At 65.3% G+C, this 18070-nt stretch carries 7 protein-coding genes; 5 read left to right on the top strand and 2 right to left on the bottom strand.

From position 1 onward, the window contains the following. Window positions 1-4: 4 nt before the first annotated feature. Window positions 5-8884 carry a hybrid non-ribosomal peptide synthetase/type I polyketide synthase gene (locus IG178_RS08060; RefSeq protein ID WP_193212026.1) on the bottom strand — a complete coding sequence of 2960 codons (8880 nt, stop codon included), beginning with the start codon at window positions 8882-8884 and terminating at the stop codon, window positions 5-7. Beyond that, complete coding sequence (locus IG178_RS08055; protein ID WP_193212025.1) at window positions 8881-10719, bottom strand: non-ribosomal peptide synthetase; 1839 nt, start codon at window positions 10717-10719, stop codon at window positions 8881-8883. The genes IG178_RS08060 and IG178_RS08055 overlap by 4 nt, the downstream gene beginning before the upstream one ends. A gap of 387 nt (window positions 10720-11106) precedes the next feature. Between IG178_RS08055 and IG178_RS08050 the strand changes: the two genes are divergently transcribed. From IG178_RS08050 to IG178_RS08030, 5 genes are all read left to right on the top strand, one after another. After that, window positions 11107-12225 carry an outer membrane beta-barrel protein gene (locus IG178_RS08050; protein WP_193212024.1) on the top strand — a complete coding sequence of 373 codons (1119 nt, stop codon included), beginning with the start codon at window positions 11107-11109 and terminating at the stop codon, window positions 12223-12225. 20 nt (window positions 12226-12245) lie between these two features. After that, the gene (locus tag IG178_RS08045; protein ID WP_193212023.1) at window positions 12246-12830 is read left to right on the top strand and encodes a polysaccharide biosynthesis/export family protein; all 585 of its coding nucleotides are present in this window, start codon (window positions 12246-12248) and stop codon (window positions 12828-12830) included. An 11-nt stretch (window positions 12831-12841) separates the two neighbouring features. Then, window positions 12842-15061: a GumC family protein gene (locus IG178_RS08040; protein ID WP_193212022.1), complete on the top strand. Its 2220-nt coding sequence runs from the start codon at window positions 12842-12844 to the stop codon at window positions 15059-15061. A 108-nt stretch (window positions 15062-15169) separates the two neighbouring features. After that, window positions 15170-16684, top strand: a complete 1515-nt coding sequence (locus IG178_RS08035; RefSeq protein WP_193212021.1) for a sugar transferase — start codon at window positions 15170-15172, stop codon at window positions 16682-16684. A gap of 43 nt (window positions 16685-16727) precedes the next feature. After that, window positions 16728-18062 carry a lipopolysaccharide biosynthesis protein gene (locus IG178_RS08030; RefSeq protein WP_193212020.1) on the top strand — a complete coding sequence of 445 codons (1335 nt, stop codon included), beginning with the start codon at window positions 16728-16730 and terminating at the stop codon, window positions 18060-18062. Window positions 18063-18070 lie beyond the last annotated feature (8 nt).

The raw sequence follows: 18070 nt of genomic DNA, 5'->3' as shown, positions 1-18070 counted from the left end.
CGGCTCAAGGTTTGCGGCGGTAGGCATCGCGGTTCACTCGCTGGATGGGGGCGGGGGCAGCCGTGGTGTCCGGGCTGCCGGTTAGCTCGGCGGCGATCGCGGCGATGTTCCGGTGGCGGAAGACCATGGCAGGCGTCAGCGCAAGACCGGCGCGGGACGCCCGGGTGGTGATCTGGAACACCAGGATGGAGTCCCCGCCGAGTTCGAAGATGTCGTCGCGAGTGCTGATTTCCGGCAGTCCGAGGACCTGCTTCCAGATGGCGGCGAGTTTGTGCTCGGTCTCATTTCCCGGTGCGACAATCTCGCGACCGCATGCTTCGCGAGCGATCTCGGGGTCGGGCAGCGCCTTGCGGTCGACCTTGCCATTGGGCGTCAGCGGGAAAGCGTCGAGCATCACAAAGACGGCCGGAACCATGTATTCGGGCAGCCGCTCCGCGAGATGCTGGCGAAGCTGGCCGGCGAGATCCGGCGTGGCGGTCGAGGGGTCCTGGAACGGCTCGTTCACCAAAGGGCCCGGCGAAGCCTGGATCGGCCAGTTTGGCAGTTGCCCGGCTGCCGCGGGGAGGAAGATCACGTCGAGCAAGCCGCTTGTGCCATTGCCGCGCCAGCGGACGTGGGCCCGGTAGCCGTTGTTCTCGGCCGTTGAAAACAGGTCTTCCGCGGTGAGGGCCGAGGCCACCGGATGGACCGCAGCGGGGAGCGGGTCGGAAGACTGCGCCTGGGTGAGCGCACCGGCCAATGCCAGGGCCGGGCCGAGGCGGGCGTCGGGGATGCCGGCGATGCCGAGTTCCTCCAAGCCTTCGGCAAGCACCGCCTCGAGTTGTTCGAGGTTGAGGCGGTCCCACTCGCGCCAGTTGGTCACGGACCGGAGGGCGGGGCATTCGCCGGCGTGAAGAATGACGTCGTAATGATAAGCGGTTGTCTCGTTGGTGAGCCGGCCTCGCCTCAGCTGGACCTCGACGTGGCTGATTCCGGGGATCTCAAGCCGCCCGAACCAGGCCGGATCGATCGACAGTTCCGTCTCACGGGAGATTCGCTGGGCCAGCTTCTCGCGCAGCATGCCGCAGGTGGTCCCGGAGGGAACGCGGTCGAGGAGGATCCCGGCGTGGTGGGCGGTCAGCAGGGCGTTGCCCTGGATGTCGCCGAGGAAGATCCGTCCACCGGGCTTGAGGGTTCTCGCGGCTCCCCGCAGGACCTTCTCCAGGTAGCCGGCGGTTGGGAAATACTGGGCCACCGAATTGATGACCACGGTGTCGAAATACTGGAGCGGGATATCCGAGAAGTCGTCCGCCGGGCGATGGAACAGTTTCACCTGGGGCAGCGGATGGCTCTTCTCCAGGGCATCGATGGCGACCCTCGAGATGTCGGCGGCCCAGTAGCACTCCGATTCGATCGCGAAGCGAGACAGGATCTGGCCGGTGCCGCAGCCGATCTCGAAGATACGGTGTGGGGCGTACTTTCGCAGGCGCTCGCAGGTGGTGTCGATCCATTCGGCGACCTGGTCGCCGACGTCCGCGGCTCCGGCCCATCCCGCGATCACCGAGTCGAGCTGGTCCAGCTTGCCGGATCCGGTCTGGGCGATGGCCTCCTGGTAGAGGAGGTCCCATTGGTCCTGCCAGATCGCGGTGTCACCGGCAGGCATGGCGGCCGCCTTGACGTAGGCGGCGAGGCGACCGTCGTGGACGCTGGCGACGGCCTGGCTGACGGCGGGATGCTGCTCGAGATGGGACTCGATGTCGCCCAGTTCGATGCGGAATCCGCGGACCTTCACCTGGTGATCCATCCGGCCGAGGCATTCGAGGGTTCCGTCGTGATTCCAGCGCGCGAGGTCGCCGGTGCGGTAGAGTTTCCCGGGACAAAGCCGGGTCGAGACGAAGCGATCCTCGGTGAGGTCGGGCCGGCCATGGTAGCCGGCGGCGAGGCCGTCGCCTCCGATGAGAAGCTCGCCCGGGATGCCGACGGGTTGCGGTTGCATCGCGTCGTTGACGACGTAGATCCGGGTGTTGTCGATGGGTTTGCCGATGCTGACGGGCCCGCTGCCGGCGTCGATCCGGGTGGTGGTGGACCAGATGGTGGTTTCGGTGGGACCGTAGACGTTCCAGATTTCCCCGCACAGGGGGGCGAGCCGGTTGACCAGGTCGCGTGGCACTGCTTCGCCGCCAACCAGGGCCCTGAGGTTTCCCTTGCCCGCCCAGCCCGCCTCGAGGAGCAAGCGCCAGGTCACCGGGGTCGCCTGCAGGCAGGTGACCCCGTGGGCGTCGATCATTTCCGCGAGCCGGTTCCCGTCGATGGTGGCGTCACGGCCGGCGATCACGACCCGGGCACCGGTGGTGAGCGGCAGGAAGATTTCCAGCCCCGCGATGTCGAAGGAGAGGGTGGTGACCGCGAGCAGGACGTCATCCGGCGTGAGACCGGGCTCGCGTCGCATGGAGTGGAGGAAATTGACGACAGCGCGATGCGGGATGCGGACGCCCTTCGGACGACCGGTGGAGCCCGAGGTGAAAATCACGTAGGCAAGCTCCCCGGGGTCGATCTCGACCGGCGTGAGGCCGCCGCCGTCGCCCTGGACCTTGTCGATGAGCAGGATGCGGGCGCCTGCGGCAGGCAGCTCACGGTGCAACGCGGTGTGCGAGACGATGACCGGCATGTGGGCGTCCTCGACCATGAACTTGAGGCGTTCTGCCGGGAAGGTCGGATCCATCGGGACATAGGCGGCACCGCATTTCAGGATACCAAGCAGGCCCGCGACCATGTCGGCGGAGCGCTCGAGGTGGATGCCCACGAGATCCCCGCGGCCGATGCCGGCGGACTGCAGGCGCTCGGCCACGGCATTCGCCCGGACTTCGAGCTCGCCGTAGCTCATTGAGATTTGGTCGCAGACGATCGCGATGCGGTCGGGGGCGCGGCGGGCGATGTTCGAAATCAGGCAAGGCAAGCTGGCTGTCCGCGGGTATTCGCGGGCGGTGTCGTTCCAGTCGTTGAGAACGGTCGTGGCTTCCCGGCGGTTCAGGATCGGCAGTGTCGCAAGGGCGGCATCGCCGTTGTCGAGGATGGCCGCGATCAGCTGTTCGAAGCATCCCAACCAGCGCCGGATGGTGGCGGCGTCGTGGAGGTCGGTATTGTATTCGCACTCGACGACCATCCGCTCGTCGGTCTGGACCAGATTGAAGAAGAGCTCGAAGTTGACGTGCCGCTTCGGGTTGGTGCGGACGTCGAAGCCGAGGCCGTCAAAGGCGATCCGGTCGCTTCCGGACTTGTCGATGTTGAACATGACGTTCACCAGTGGCAGCCGGCTGGTGTCGCGGGGCAGGGTCAGCTGTTTCAACAGGCTGCCGAAGGTGCATTCCTGGTGGTCGTGGGCTTCGAGCACCTGCTCTTTCACCTCGCCGGCGAAGGTGCGGAAGGATTGGCCGGCCGTCGGTTGGAGGCGCAGCGGCAGGAAGTTGAGGCAGTGTCCGACAAGTTCGTCGCGACCGATGCGGGTCTGCCCGGCGGCCGGCACGCCGATGACGAGATCCTCCTGGCCGGTGAGCCGGTGCAACAGGGTGGCAAAGTTGGCGAGCAGGGTTGCGAAGAGCGTGCCGCCCAACCGGGGCGCCGCCTGTTTCAGCCGGGAATAGAGCGCGGCATCGAGCACCAGCGATTCCATCGCACCCGCGTGGGTCTTCACTTGGGGGCGCGGGCGGTCGGTGGGCAGTTCGAGCACCGGCGCACCAACGGCGAACTTCTCGACCCAGAATTGCTCGGCTGCGCGGCGGCGGTCCTGATTGGCTTCGGAGAGCTCGTGGCGTGCGTAGTCGGCGAAGGACATCGCCGGCGGGAGCAGGGGCAAGCGGTCGGCCTTGCGGGCATTGTAGGCTTGCGCCAGTTCCATCAGGCACATGCCAAACGACCAGCCGTCGCAGACCAGGTGATGCGCCGTGAAAAGCAGTTCGTGTCGGTCGGGCGCGAGCCGCGCGAGGTGGAAGCGAACCAAGGGACCGCGGGTTAGATCGAACGGGGTTCGCGCCTCCGCCTCCCGGACCCGGTTCCAGCGGTCGTCGCGGGCGTCGGCGGTGAGGGACGAAAGGTCATGTTCGATGATCTCGAGTTCGCGCGGGGCGGCGTGGAATACCTGGCGGTCACCCTCGGCGGAAAAGGTGCTGCGCAGGGCCGGGTGGCGGACCACCAGGTCGAGCAGGGCGGCGCGCAATGCCGGAAGGTCGGGCGCGCCGTCGAAGGCGATGAGGTTGGATTCATTGAACGCGCAGTTCGCGTCGTCTCCCATCATCAGCGAGTGGAAGATCTCCCGCTGAGCCTCGGTGGTCGGCGTGACGTCCTGGCGGGGGAAGACCACGGGCGGATCGAGGTCAGCCGATGCGGGTGGAAGGAATCCGGCGGCCTGCATTTCCGCGACGGCACCGGTGAAAGCACGGACGACGCGATCCAGGTCCTCGTCGTTGTGGGCGGTGGTGAAATAGATCGGGCGGCCTTCCCAGATATGGATGCCCTGCTCCCTGAGGTGATACCACAGGAGACTGGCGAATTTCAGGTCCGGAGCATGCTCGATCACCGCATAGGCGCTGAAGCGGGCCAGGCGGATCGGCACGCCGGTCGCTTCGAAATGACCGTTGAGCGTGCGGCAAAGGCGATCGACGCGCTCGGCGACGTCGATCTGCAGGCGCGGGCCCTCGTCCAACAGGTGCTGGACCACCCGCCAGGCGGCGGCGAGGGCGAGCGGGTGGCGCACGAAGGTGCCGGCGAAGAAGGTCACGCCGACTTCCGGGAAACTGTCGTCGCCGTAGTTCCAGCTGCCGCCATCGAGGGCGTCCATGAATTCGCGCTTGCCGGCGAGCACGCCGATGGGAATCCCGCCGCCGATGACCTTGCCGTAGGTCGCGAGGTCGGCCTCGACCCCGAAAAAGGCCTGGGCACCGCCGGGGTGGCAGCGGAAGCCGGTGACCACTTCGTCAAAGATGAGGGCGGTGCCGGACGCCCTGGTGATGGCGCGGACCTGGTGCATGAACTCGCGCGGCTGGAGGTCCGGGGCCCGGCTCTGGACCGGTTCGACCATGACCGCGGCGAGTTCGTGGGCGTGGGCCTTGAGGATGTCGATGGAGGCGGGGTCGGCGTAGTCGAGGACCAGCATGTTCTCGACCAGCGATGAAGGGATGCCGGGTGCGATCGGTTGTGCCTTGTAGACGCCGTCGACCCATGAGCCGCGGACGAGGACTTCGTCGAACATGCCGTGGTAGTCGCCGGTGAAGTAGGCGATGCGGTCGCGGCCGGTGACGGTGCGGGCGAGCCGCATGGCTGCCATGACCGCCTCGGAGCCGGTGTTGCAGAAGGTCGCGCGGTCCATTCCCGTCAATTCGCAGAGGGCACGGGCGAGCTTGCCGGCAATCCGGGATTGCGGGCCGATTTCAATGCCGGTTCGAAGTTGCTCCTCGAGGGCCGCGGTCAGCCAGTCCGGCGAGTGGCCGAACAAGTAGGTCCCGAATCCCATGGTGAGATCGACATACTCGTTGCCGTCGAGGTCCCAGATTTTCGATCCCTTGCTGCGCTCCGAAACGATGGGGTAGACCATCTCTTTCCAAAGGGACTTGAACCCGGACACGGCGCGCGGGTCGGCGAAGTGGTTCCGGTGCTCGGCGGTGTAGGCCTTGGATGAGGCGGTTTTGCGGACGTAACGGGCAACGAGGTCATCGAGCGCTGCTTGCTGGCGCGGGGTGAGCCCTCCGTCGGAGCCCTTGTCGATTGCCTTGTAGGGACCGAAGCGGGTGCCGGCGGTGGCGGACCGGGTGTGTCCTTCCGGCCAGGTGACGGCGGGCAAGCGGGAACTGGCTGCGGCGGTGGGGAGCCCGGCTGTGTTGGAGCGTCGGTCCGCGAGGATCGCCTGCATCAGCTGGATCTGGTCGGTCATCATCCGCTCGAGGTCCGGGGTCCCGGATTCGGGGAGCGGAGCAGGTGCTTGTACGGCAATCGTCGTAACCGGAGGGACGGGGGGCAGCTCGGCATCGAGGTGCCGGGCCAATGCCGCGACCGAAGAAAGATCGCCGAGCATTTGCCGGAAAGTGACTTTTACTCCGAACTGCTGCTGGAGCGCATGGCTGGCCTGGGTGAGGAAAAGGGAGTCCAGACCGAGTTCGGCGAAGGTGGCGGAATCGTCGGTGATCGGGATGCCGGACAGATCGAGCACGATCTCCCGCAGGCGGGCAGTCAGGTCGGGTAGGCGTTCCATGGGGGGAGTGGAGGGAGGGGCTGGGGGAGAAGACGGGGCTACCGGTGCCGGATCGGATGCCGGGGCTGACCGGTCGATCCAGTATCTCTGGCGCTCGAAGGGGTAGGTCGGCAGATGAACCCGGGCGCGGCTTTGGCCGGCATGGAATGCGGCCCAATCGACGGTGGCTCCGTTCTTCCAAAGCTCTCCGGCGGCGTTTAGCAGGTCGGCGAGATCGTCCGCAGAGTGGGGAAGGCTGGAGATGACCGGGCTGCTGCCGCGGGATGGATGCTGGCGGGCGAAGGGTGCCAGCGCCTGGCCGGGGCCGACTTCAAGAAACACAAATTCGCCGATGGAAAGAGCCGCCTCGAGGGCATCGGTGAAGCGGACTTCGTGCCGGAGCTGGCGGGCCCAGTAGCCGGGGTCGGCCAGCGTTGCTTCATCCATTTGCCGGCCGGTGGCGGTGGAGATCCACGGGATGACGGGGGCCTTGGCGGTGACCTTCGCGACTTCGGCCGTGAAGAGGCCGGTGATCGGGTCCATCATCGACGAGTGGAAGGCGTGCGACGTCTTGAGCGGCCTGCAGGCGATCTTGAGGTCCTCCAGTTCGCGTTGATAGGCGGCGATGGCCTCGTGGGAGCCGGCAACCGTGGAAAGTTTCGGGCTGTTGACCGCGGCCAGGTCGATGCCCCGGGGGAGTGCGAGGTCGGCGGCGCTCTGGCGGACCGCGAGCATGCTCCCGGACGGCAGGTCCTGCATCAGGCGGCCGCGGACGGCGAGCAAGCGCAGCGCCTCGGGCAGGGTGAACGTTCCGGCAAGTACGGCGGCGACGTACTCACCGATGCTGTGGCCGATTAGCAGCGACGGCAGGATGCCCCAGGACATCCAGAGTTTCGCGAGTGCATACTCGACGACGAAGATGCAAGGCTGGGTCAGCCAGGTCTGGTGAATGCGGAGTTCCGCGTCGTCGCGGTCGCTGTCCTTGGGATAGAGGGTGGGACGGATGTCGAGATTGAGGTGCGCGTGGAGCAGATTCGCACATTCGTCGACGGCATCGCGGAAGGTTGCTTCGGTCGCGTAAAGTTCGCGTCCCATGTCGAGGGTCTGAGGGCCCTGGCCGGGAAAGAGGAAGGCGACCCGTGACTTCGTAGGAGCGGAGGCCGGGTTTGCGTCACCGCGGAGCTTGGCGATCGCCTCTTGGGGGTCGGCGGCAACCAGTTGTCGGCGGACCGGGAAGTGCTTGCGGCCGGTGGCAAGGGTGTAGGCGGCGTCGGCGAGATCCACGCCGGATTCCAGGTGATCCGCCAACCGGATCGACATCGCATCGAGTGCGGTGGTGGTCCGCGCGGAGAGGACGATGAGTTGCTGCTTGCGGCCGGGAGAAGTCGGAGCCGCCACCGGGGCTTCCTCCATCACGACATGGGCATTGGTGCCGCCGACTCCGAAAGCGCTTACGCCGGCAATGCGGGGGCGGTTCCCGGCCTTCCATTCCTGCACGCTGGCAACCGGGGAAAAGGGGCTTCCGGCAAAATCGATGCGCGGGTTCGGCGCGTTGAAATGCAGCAAGGCGGGGATCTTGCCGTGGCGGAACTGCTGGATCACCTTGATCAAGCCCGTGACGCCGGCGGCGCAGTCGAGGTGGCCGACATGGGTCTTGGCGGTGCCGAGATGGCAGTAGCCCTTGCCGTCGGCGCCACCCGTTCGGAAGGCCTTGGTCAGGGCAGCCACCTCGATCGGATCGCCGAGGGGAGTTCCGGTTCCGTGCGCCTCGATGTAGGAAACGTCCGCCGGATCGACTCCGGCGGAGGCTTGGGCCTGGGCGATGACATCCGCCTGGGCATTGAGTCCGGGGGCGGCGAAACCGATCTTGTCGGATCCATCGTTGTTGACCGCCCAACCCTTGATCACCGCGAGGATGGGATCGCGGTCGGCAACCGCTTCGCTGAGCCGCTTGAGCAGCACCACGCCGCAGCCGTGGCTGAAGACGGTGCCGTCGGCGCCTTCGTCGAAGGCGCGAACCGTGCCGTCACTGGAGACCATGCCTTCTTCCGTGTAGCGATAGTCACGCTGCTGGGGAAAGCTCAGCGAGACGCCCCCGGCGAGGGCCATGTCGCATTGGTAGGTGAGCAGCGAGACCGCGGCCTGGCAGATTGCGACCAGCGAGGTCGAGCACGCCGTCTGGATGGTCATGCTCGGACCGCGGAGGTTGAGCTTGTAGGAGACGCGGACCGGCAGGAAGTCCTTGTCGTTGCCCAACATCGTCTGGTACTCGCCGACCTGGTAGTTCTGGGCGAGGTCAGCACCATTGCCGAGGTTATGGAGAAGGTAGGTGTTGAGGCTGAGTCCGGCGTAGACGCCGATCATTCCCGGGTAGGTGCCGGGGTCGTAGCCGCCGTGTTCGATGGCTTCCCATGCGCACTCGAGGAAGACGCGGTGCTGCGGGTCCATCAGTTCGGCATCCTTCGGCGAGATGCCGAAGAACGACGCGTCGAAGAGGTCCGGGTTGCCGACGATGCCACGTGCCCCGACGTGTTTCGTCCCGTCGCCATCCGTGCGGCTCCCGAAGCGGGTGATGCTGTCCTTGCCGGCAATCAGGTTCTCCCAGAACTCGTCGGGGTTGGCGGCATCCGGAAATCGGCCGGACATGCCGATGACGGCAATGGCTTCGGGGGCTTCTTCGTTCATCGGGTCGGGGGGCGGCGGAATCGGGCGAACCCGGCTTGTTGCAGGCGGGCCCGGTCATGGGTCGGCGCGGCGGCACCGGAGACGGGCGGGGGGGAGATGAGGAGGGCCAGGGCGCGGGCGCTCGGGCGGGCGAACAGATCGGTGATGGCGAAGTCGCGGCCGGTCATTTCATTCAGGCGCACGTGGACCACGGCGAGGTGGATCGAGGTGCCGCCCAGGTCGAAGAAGTTCGCGGTCGGGTCATCGACGGGGCGCTTGAGGACCTCGGACCAAAGTCCGAGAATCCGGGACTCGAGCTCATCCGCCGGAGCGGCGCTGGCCGGCTGCTCCCGCGGCGCCGGGTGACCGGCGAGTGCTTTGCGGTCGATCTTGCCATTGGGGGTGAGCGGGAAGTCGTCCACGAAGACAAATTCCCCAGGCAGCATGTAGGATGGCAGTTTTCCCGCCAGGAATTCCTTGAGCTCGGCAATCGGGGCGAATCCCTGGATGTGGGCGGTGAGCGTGTTGTCGCGCGCGGTCACCACGGCTTCTTTCACGCCCTCATGCTTCGAAAGGGCAATTTCGATTTCACCGGGTTCGATGCGGAATCCCTTCACTTTCACCTGGTGGTCGAGCCTGCCGCGGAACTCCAGCCGCCCGCATGGCAGCCGCCGGGCGAGGTCGCCGGTCCGGTAAAGGGCGCCAGCCAGCGCAAAGGCCGCCGCGGTGCGTTCGGGATCGTTGAGGTAGCCTCCGCCGAGGCCTGCGCCGCTGATGCAAAGCTCGCCGGGCGTGCCGTCGGGCGCTTCCGCGAGGTCCTCGTCGCGGATGGTCACGGTGACGTTGGGGATCTCCCGCCCGAGGGGGACAAAGTCGAAGGCATCGAGATTGCCGGCGGTCAAGCGATGGTAGGCGCAGATGTCGGTGCACTCGGTCGGTCCGTAGGTGTTGAGGACCTCCGCCCGGCAAGCCGGGTGCTCGAGCCACGGCCGTAGGCGGGGGATCGAGACCGGTTCTCCGCCCAGGACCACGTGGCGCAGCGAAGAAAGGGCGGAGTAGCCGGTCGCGGCTGCTGCTTCAACCAGCGGGTAGAACGCGCTGGGAGTGCAATTGATCACGGTGATGCCATGGTCACGGACCAGGGACGTGATACGGGAGATATCGTAGATACTCCCGTCGTCGAGCACCAGCCGGCCGCCCGTCAGCAAGGGGGCGAAAAGGTTTTTCTGCGTCAGGTCGAAGCTCGGGGAGCTGATCACCAGCGTCGCGTCGCAGGGGCCGAGGTCGAGTTCATCGACATACCAGTCCAGCAGGTTGCTGAAGCCCTTCCGGTAGACGGAGGCGGCCTTCGGCAGGCCGGTGGATCCGGAGGTGTAGATCGCATACAGCGGCGCCAGCGGATCGCTGTGGGGAAGCACTTCGCTGGAGGTATTGATACCAGTTTCATCGATCTCGATCACCGAGCTGGCGCCGGCGTTGGAGAACACCGCGGCGAGGTTGGCCCGGGTCAGGACCGAACGCAGGCCGATGGAGGAAATCATGTGGGCAAGGCGCTCGCGCGGATAGGCGGGGTCGAGCGGCACGTAGGCTGCGCCTGATTTTGCCACCGCGAGCAGGGCGACAACCAGCTCGCACGAACGGCTGATACCGACGCCCACCAAGTCTCCGGAGCCGATCCCGAGACGCCGTAGCCTGGCGACGAGTTGGTTCACCTTGAGATCGAGTTCGCCGTAGGTGAGCGAAGCTTCCGAGGTCAGCACGGCAGGCGCGCCGGGGTGGCGGCGGGCGCAACGCTGGAAACCGGCGAGCAGCGTATCGGCCTGGAGGTGGTCGTGCATCAGGGGGGATGCGTTCATTGGGGGCTAAATGTTGAGGAAGACCGAAATATTTAAAAAAGTTAACCAATGGCAAGCTTCAAGCTCCAAACTGCGCGGAGGACCGCCGGGGATCGAGGCATGACAGCCGTGTGTTGAAGGTGCGGGGGATTTATGGCTACGCTGTTTTTATCAGCATCTTGGAAACTCGGCATTACGTGATTTCGTAAGGTTAGGTGTTTTGAAATTCCCTTGTCCGCGGGTTCAAGTTTTATTAGTTTTCGCCCGCTGCCCCCCGAAATGTCCCACCGAGATCCACGTTTCCCCCGTGTGGTTCCTCTGCTGCTGATGGCGATTGCTGTCGGCGCTTTGGCCCCCTCGTGGGGTGAAGAAGTATCCACTGCCGTTCCAGGCCGATTGGAGACCGCCGTGGATGACCGGATTGTTCCGCGCAGCGGATTGCGTCGCGACGAGTTGGCGGGAATCGTGCGGGAAGAGGAGTTGGAACTGGGGATCGCGATCTCCGCGGCTTACGACGACAACATTTTCCTGAGTGCCAACAATCCGGAGTCGGATCTCGTCATGAAGCTGACGCCCGCCGTCGCCTGGAGGAAGGGCAACAAGCTGGATGGCGAAGGCGGCTATCTCAGCGTGGCCTATCGGCCGAGTGTGGTCGATTACGCCGATCACAGCGGCAATGACCGGATCGACCACGTCGCTGCCTGGGAGGCCGGTTGGCGCGGCAAGGCGATCACCTTGGCCTACAGCGGGAATTTCGCGAAGCTCGGGGACGCCACGGCCGACACCGGAACCTTGACGGACCGGAAAGAGGTGGCGAACGAGGGCAGGATCGCCTGGGCGGTCGGGGAAAAGGTGGCACTTGAGGTTGCCGGCGGCCAGACGTCGACGACCTACGATTCACCGTCCTTCGCCGATTCGAGTTTGACCTATGGTGAGGTGGCCCTGCGCTACGCCTATTCGCCGAAGACGCGCCTGTCCGCGGCCTACCGGTTCGGGCGCTTCGAGGTGGACGGGGCGGGGGACCAGACGGTGCATCGCACGACGGCCCGGATCGAGTGGCAGCCGACGCGCAAGATCGCGGTGGATCTGGAAGTGGGTGCGGAGCACAGGACCTTTGATGCCGGTTCGGATACCAGCCCCGTCGTGGAGGCACGGATCGGCTGGATGCCGCGGGAAGGCACCGAGATTTATCTGAATGCCTACCGGCGGGAACAGGCTTCGGCCTACTTGCCGGGCCAGAACTATACCGAAGGCGGGGTGGCGCTGGGGTTGGTCCAGAAACTCGGCGAGAAGTGGCGCGGACGGCTCGAAGTCGGTGTGGAGCGCGCAAAGTACAGCCGGGTCTCCGGGACCGGGGTTGCGGGCCGGGTCGATGACATCCGTTTCATCCGCCCCGCCTTGGAGTATCGCTTCACCGACGACTTCAGCATGGGGCTCTTCTACCGCTATTCCGAAAACTCCTCGAATAACCCGGCCTTTGGATACGAAAGCCACTCCGGTGGCGTCGAAATGGGTTACCGCTTCTGATCCGAAAACTCCACCCGACCATGAATGTCAGACTGCTCCTCATCGTTTGTGCCCTGCTCGGGCTCGTGGCAACCTTCCTGCCGGCACAGACCACGGAAACCCGGCGTGCGTCAGGGATCATCGGCAGCCACGATACCGTCGAAATCCGGGTGTTCCGGGAAGACGACCTGACCACCACCGGACAGCTGTCGCCCAATGGCACCATCACCATGCCGCTGATCGGAGCGGTCCGGTTGGCCGGTCTCAGCACCGACGGCGCGGCCCGCGTCATCACGCAGAAACTCAAGGATGGTTACCTGGTGAATCCCGAGGTCAGCGTTTCGATCGAAGGCCGGGTTCGGCGCACCGTCACCGTCCTCGGTCAGGTGCAGAGCCCCGGGGTCTTCGAGTTGCCGGCGGACCGCAAGCTGACCGTCGTCGAGGCCATCGGCATGGCCGGTGGAGCGACCCGGATCGCCAACACCAAGAAGATCACCCTGAAGCGGACCGTGCGCGGACAAGCGCAGGTCTACCAACTGAACCTGAAGGACATCACCCGCGGGAAAGCCAGTGATACGACACTGCGCGAGGGAGACGTCATTTCCATTCCCGAAAGCCTGTTCTAACCCCCACCCCCATGTCTTCCCCCCGAAAACCGGAATTTCACCTTCCGCATCCCCAGACCTTGTCGGCGGATCTGGCGCCGGCGCAGCCGACGCTGTACCTGCCAAAGGTGGAACTCGGTAGACTGTTCGGCATCCTGTTGCGCCGCGGCTGGCTGATCGTGCTCGGCATGGTGCTCGCGGTTTCCGCGATGTGGTTTTACCTGAAGAAGGCGCCGAAGTTCTACGAATCGACCGGCTCGGTGGAAGTCCGCAGCCATACGCCGAACCTTCTGAACATCGACGGCCTCGGCCCCGAGGATTCCAAGGATCTCGAGCAGCTGCGGACGATCGAACGCAACATGCGCTCGACGGCGCTGCTGCTACGGGTGGCCAAGGCGAACCAGTTGCTCGAGGCCTCGGACTTCGCTCCGCCCGGTGCGAGCGAGCAGGGGGTGGTCGAGCTGTTGGGCAAGCGAACCCGCGTCGAACTCGACCGCGGCACCCGCGTGGTGATGCTCACCGTTGAGGACACCGTGCCGGAGCGCGCCAAGCGATTGGTCGAATCCCTGGTGACGGAGTATGACCTCTGGATGAAAGATCGCCGCGAGGAGCTGGCGCGGCAGGCGAGCGGCGGTCTTGCCGCCGAGGAGGGGAAATTGAGGGCCGAAAAGCTCGAGGCTGCGGCCCGCTTGCAAAAGTTCCGCGAGGAGCACCCGGTTCCGGGACTGGGCGGAGGCGACGGGGCAGGTTCCGTGGGCGACCAGCTGGGCGCCTTGAACACCCAGCTTACCCAGGCAAAGTCCGAGCGGCTGCGCCTTGAGGCGGAGTATGAGGCCTTCAAGAAGTTCGACCCCGAAGATCCCGACTCGCTGGCGGGTATCGCCACGGGAAACCGGGCGGACGAGGTGCAATCGCAGCTTCGGTCCCTGCAGGCCGCGGAGCTTGAGTTTGCCGCGATCAAGGAGCGCTACCTCCACAAACACCCGAAGTACAAGGAGAAGGCCTCGGAGATCGGCGTCCTCAAGGCCAACCTGGCGGAGGCGGTGAGTTCCGCCGGCCAGGCACTTGAGAAAAAGTATCATGTCGCGAGGGAGAACGAGACCAAGTTGGTGGGCGAGGTGACGCGGGCCCGCGATGTTGCCATCGGCGTCGAGGGCGTGCGTGCCCAGTTCGATGTCCTGAAGCAGGAGTCCGATGCCGCCCAGGAGCTCCATGCCTCGGTCGACAAGCGGCTCCGCGAAACCATCCTCGCGAGTGCGGTGGCAGCCTCTTCCCTGAGCTGGGCGGAACCGCCGTTCGTTCCGGAGAAGGCGTCGAAGCCGTCAAAGAAGGTGCTGCTCCCGGTGGCTGCCTTTGCCGGCATGATGGGCGGAATGTTGCTGCTGGTGGGACTGGAACTCGGCGACAGCCGGATCAGGGATTCCGCGGCGGCGGCGCGTGCGACGGGGGTTCCCTTGCTGGCGACCTTGCCGCAGATGGAACCCGGCGGTGAAGGGGACATGGTGCTCTTGTCGAACCCCGGCTCCCAGGTTGCCGAGGCCTTCCGCCGGCTGCGCGCGGTTCTCCTGCCCCCGGCGTCCCGCCCGGGTTCTCAGACCGTTCTCTTTGCCAGCGCGATGCCGGGAGAGGGCCGGTCGATGTGCGCCCTGAACCACGCCGTGTCGCTGGCTCTCAAAGGGCAGCGCACCTTGCTTCTGGACGCTGACATGCGCCGTCCGGGGCTCAGCCGTCATCATGTCAGCCACGAGTTCGGCGGACTGGGCGATTGCCTGGCCGGTGAATCGGACCCGTCCAAGGCCTGTTTTCCGACGGCACTGCCGAATCTTTACCTGCTCTCGTCCGGACCCATTCGCAGCGACGCTTCCGAATTGCTTTCAGGAACAAGATTCCCTGCTTTGTTGGAGGATGCCTACCGCTGGTTCGACGCGGTGGTGATCGACAGCCCTCCCGTGATGGCGGTCAGCGATACGCTGGCCTTGGCCCGCTACGCCGACAGGACCTGCATGGTGGTGCGGCAGGGCGCCTCAGAGCGCAAGAGTCTCCGCAAGGCCGCCGACCTGATCCGCTCCGCCGGTGGCAATCTGATGGGCTTTGTCTGGAACGACCTGCCGGCCCGCTCGTCGGCCCGGCAATCCCCGGAGCCCGTGGTTCCCTTCAGCCGTCCGTCCCTCTCCCAGGCAAGCCAAACTGCGAATCACGGGGAAAGCCCCAGGGTTTCTCCCCCGGACCGGCCGACCCACGCGATACCGTGATGGACAGCTTCATGAAAACCGCCTTAGGCTCCGAGCACGATCCGTCCCCCCGGATCGTGGCGGAACCTCGGGTTCCCATCTCCCCCCACCCCCAAATCCCCCCGACCCATGAACAGTGCACCCCCTGCACCTGCCGTGGAGAAGCCCGCTCCGGACGACTCCTCGGAAAGCCCCGCTGATTTCCCCCGAACCTACGCGCTCCGCCACCGCCACCGGCCGTGGGTGGCCCACCAGAAGTTGATTGCCGTCAGCTTTCTGGGAGATGCTGCCGTCGTCTTCATGGCAATGATGGTGGCGTATTTGTTGCGCTTCGAATCCCACCTCAAGGTCATCGGGGTCGATGATCCCGAAATCGACCTGCGGGCCTATGTCGGGCACGTGGTTTTCGGTGGCGTGTTGATGCTCGCCCTGCTCGCGAACTTCCGCGTCCACGACCCCCGGAATTACCTGGCCATCCGCCGGACGGTCACGGTGATCATCAAGACCTGCGCGATCTGGCTGGTGGCTTTCCTCGGGATTACCCTGGTTCTCAAACTCGATCCCGCCATCAGCCGGGTCTATTGTGTGCTCGCGGGCCTTGTATCGATTGCAATGCTCTGCGGCTGGCGCTGGTTCCTGTACTGCGTCTTGCGCCGTGAATCCTTCGCCAATGCCCTCCGGCAGAAGGCGGTCTTCGTCGGGTGGAACGAGGAATGCAGCCGTTCGATCGAGCGCTTCTCGGATGGCCGTGCCCATCAGATCAATGTCCACGGCGTGATCGTTCCTCCTTCCGGCGATCTCGATTCCACGCCGCCGGAGCATGTCCCGGTCCTCGGCGGCTACGATTCGTTCCGCGATATCGTCCGCAACTCCGGCGCCGATCTCATCATGGCGGTCGACGGCTGCATGGAGCGGCACGAGATGCTGATCCTCGCGGAGACCTGCGGGAAGGAGTTCGTCGATTTCAAGCTGGTGCCGAGCTGCTTCCAGATCCTCGTGTCCGGCCTCCAGCTGGAAAACTTCCACGGCATGCCGGTGCTCGGCATCGGGAAATTGCCGCTCCACTACGCGTTCAACAACGCGATCAAGCGCGCGTTCGACATCTTCGGGGCGATCGTTGGCCTGGTGCTGTTCGCGCCCTTGATCACAGTCTTCTGCATCCTGGTGCGGATGGAGTCGCGCGGGCCGGTTTTCTATCGTCAGCGCCGGATCGGCCTGAACGGCCGGCCCTTTGATATCTACAAGATCCGCTCGATGAAACTGGATGCCGAGGCCAACGGCCTCCCGGGATGGACGGTCCGGGACGACCCGCGCCGTCTCAAGGTGGGCTCTTTCATGCGCGAGTGGAACATCGACGAGCTGCCGCAGTTCCTGAACGTGCTCCGCGGTGAAATGAGCCTGGTGGGCCCGCGTCCGGAGCGTCCCGAGCTGATCGAGAACTTCAAGGAAGACATCCCTCACTACAATGTCCGTCACAACATCAAGCCCGGTGTCACCGGGTGGGCCCAGGTGAACGGATTGCGTGGCGACACCTGCTTGCGCGAACGGATCAAGTTCGACCTCGATTACATCGAGAACTGGAACTTCTTCCTCGATGTCCAGATCATGGTGATGACCTTCTTCAGCCGCAAGGGGGCTTGTTAGAGTTGGCGTTTGCAACGTGACGGCTATGACCGGTGCGACAGCCATGCCCGAAGCCGCGGAGGAGAGCCATTCAGCGCGCCGTGATCGCTCGATCAAGCTCGCGGTGGTGACGTCACTTGTCTCGAAGGCAGGCACGGCGTTGCTCCAGCTGTATTCGATCCCGGTCGCGATGCGGGTTCTCGGGCGGGAGGAGTTCGGGCTCTATGCCACGGTGAACTTCACGCTCGCGACGGTCGCGTTGCTGGAGGTCGGGATCGGTCCGGCTCTCGTCCACGGCTTGTCGTCGGCCAGGGCGAAAGGTCAGGGCGAAGAGGCGCGCCGCTTGTCTTCCAGTGCGTTCTTCCTGGTCGCCGGAATGGCCCTGGTCGCCGGTTTGTTGCTCTCCCTGGTTCTCGCCCGCGTGCCGCTGCCGATGATTTTTGGAGCCGACTACGCGGGCAAGGAAGCCATCATGAGGCCGGCGTTGTGGACAGGGCTTGCGCTCTTCCTCCTGCTCTTCGTCCTGAACCTCACCGACCGGATGAGGGAAGGCTTGCTCGAGACTTCGAGGAACAACCTCTGGGGAGCCGGCGGGAATCTCGTCGCCGCGGGCGCCGTGGGGATCGGTGTTTGGTTCATCCCCGAGGTCTGGTTCCTGGTGCTGGCCGTGCACGGATCGCTGGTCCTCGCGAAGCTCGGCAACACGATCTCACTTTGGCGCGAACATCCCGAGACCCGGCCATCGTGGACGAGGTTCCGCCCGGAGGTCGCCAGGTTTCTCGTTTCCGACGGAATCGCCTTCTCCAGCTGCACGCTGGTAACCGGGGTGGTGGAATACAACCTCTGCGGCTGGATGGTCGGCCGTAGCGGTGGCCCCTCGGCAACCGCCCTCTATGGGGTTCTGGTCTCGATCACGGTCCTGCAGCTTGGATTTGTGATGATGGTCAGCACCCCGACCTGGCCGGCGGTGGCCGAGGCCCTGGCGCGCGGCGACCTCCCTTGGGCGCGGCGGGCGGCTCGCAAACTGTATGCGTTCGGCGGCGCGGTCTCTCTGGTAGCAATTGGGGGCCTGGTGCTGCTCGGCCCCTGGGTCTTCGGCTGGTGGCTGGGTGGCGATTTCGCGCAGACGCCGCGGGTGACGTTTGCATGCTACGGGTTCTACTTTGCGGCGCATGTCTGGCGGCACGTGAACCACGTGCTGATGTTCGGCACGGGCCAGGTGGGAAAATTGGCCCGGGTCCAGTTCGCCGAGTCGGCCCTCGTGGCGATGGTCGCGATCGTGGCCCTGAACACCGGTGGCGTCGGCGCGATGCTGGCCGCCATGGGTGCCGTCATCCTGTCGATCACCGGGGTAATCTTGCCCCGCCAGGTTGCACATGGCTTCAAGGTGTCGACTTGAGCGCAGAG

The sequence above is a fragment of the Neoluteolibacter marinus genome, assembly GCF_014904755.1.
Taxonomy (GTDB): domain Bacteria; phylum Verrucomicrobiota; class Verrucomicrobiia; order Verrucomicrobiales; family Akkermansiaceae; genus Haloferula; species Haloferula marina.
The sequence above is the reverse complement of the archived record's forward strand: the minus strand, read 5'-3'. Positions and strand labels throughout refer to the sequence as shown.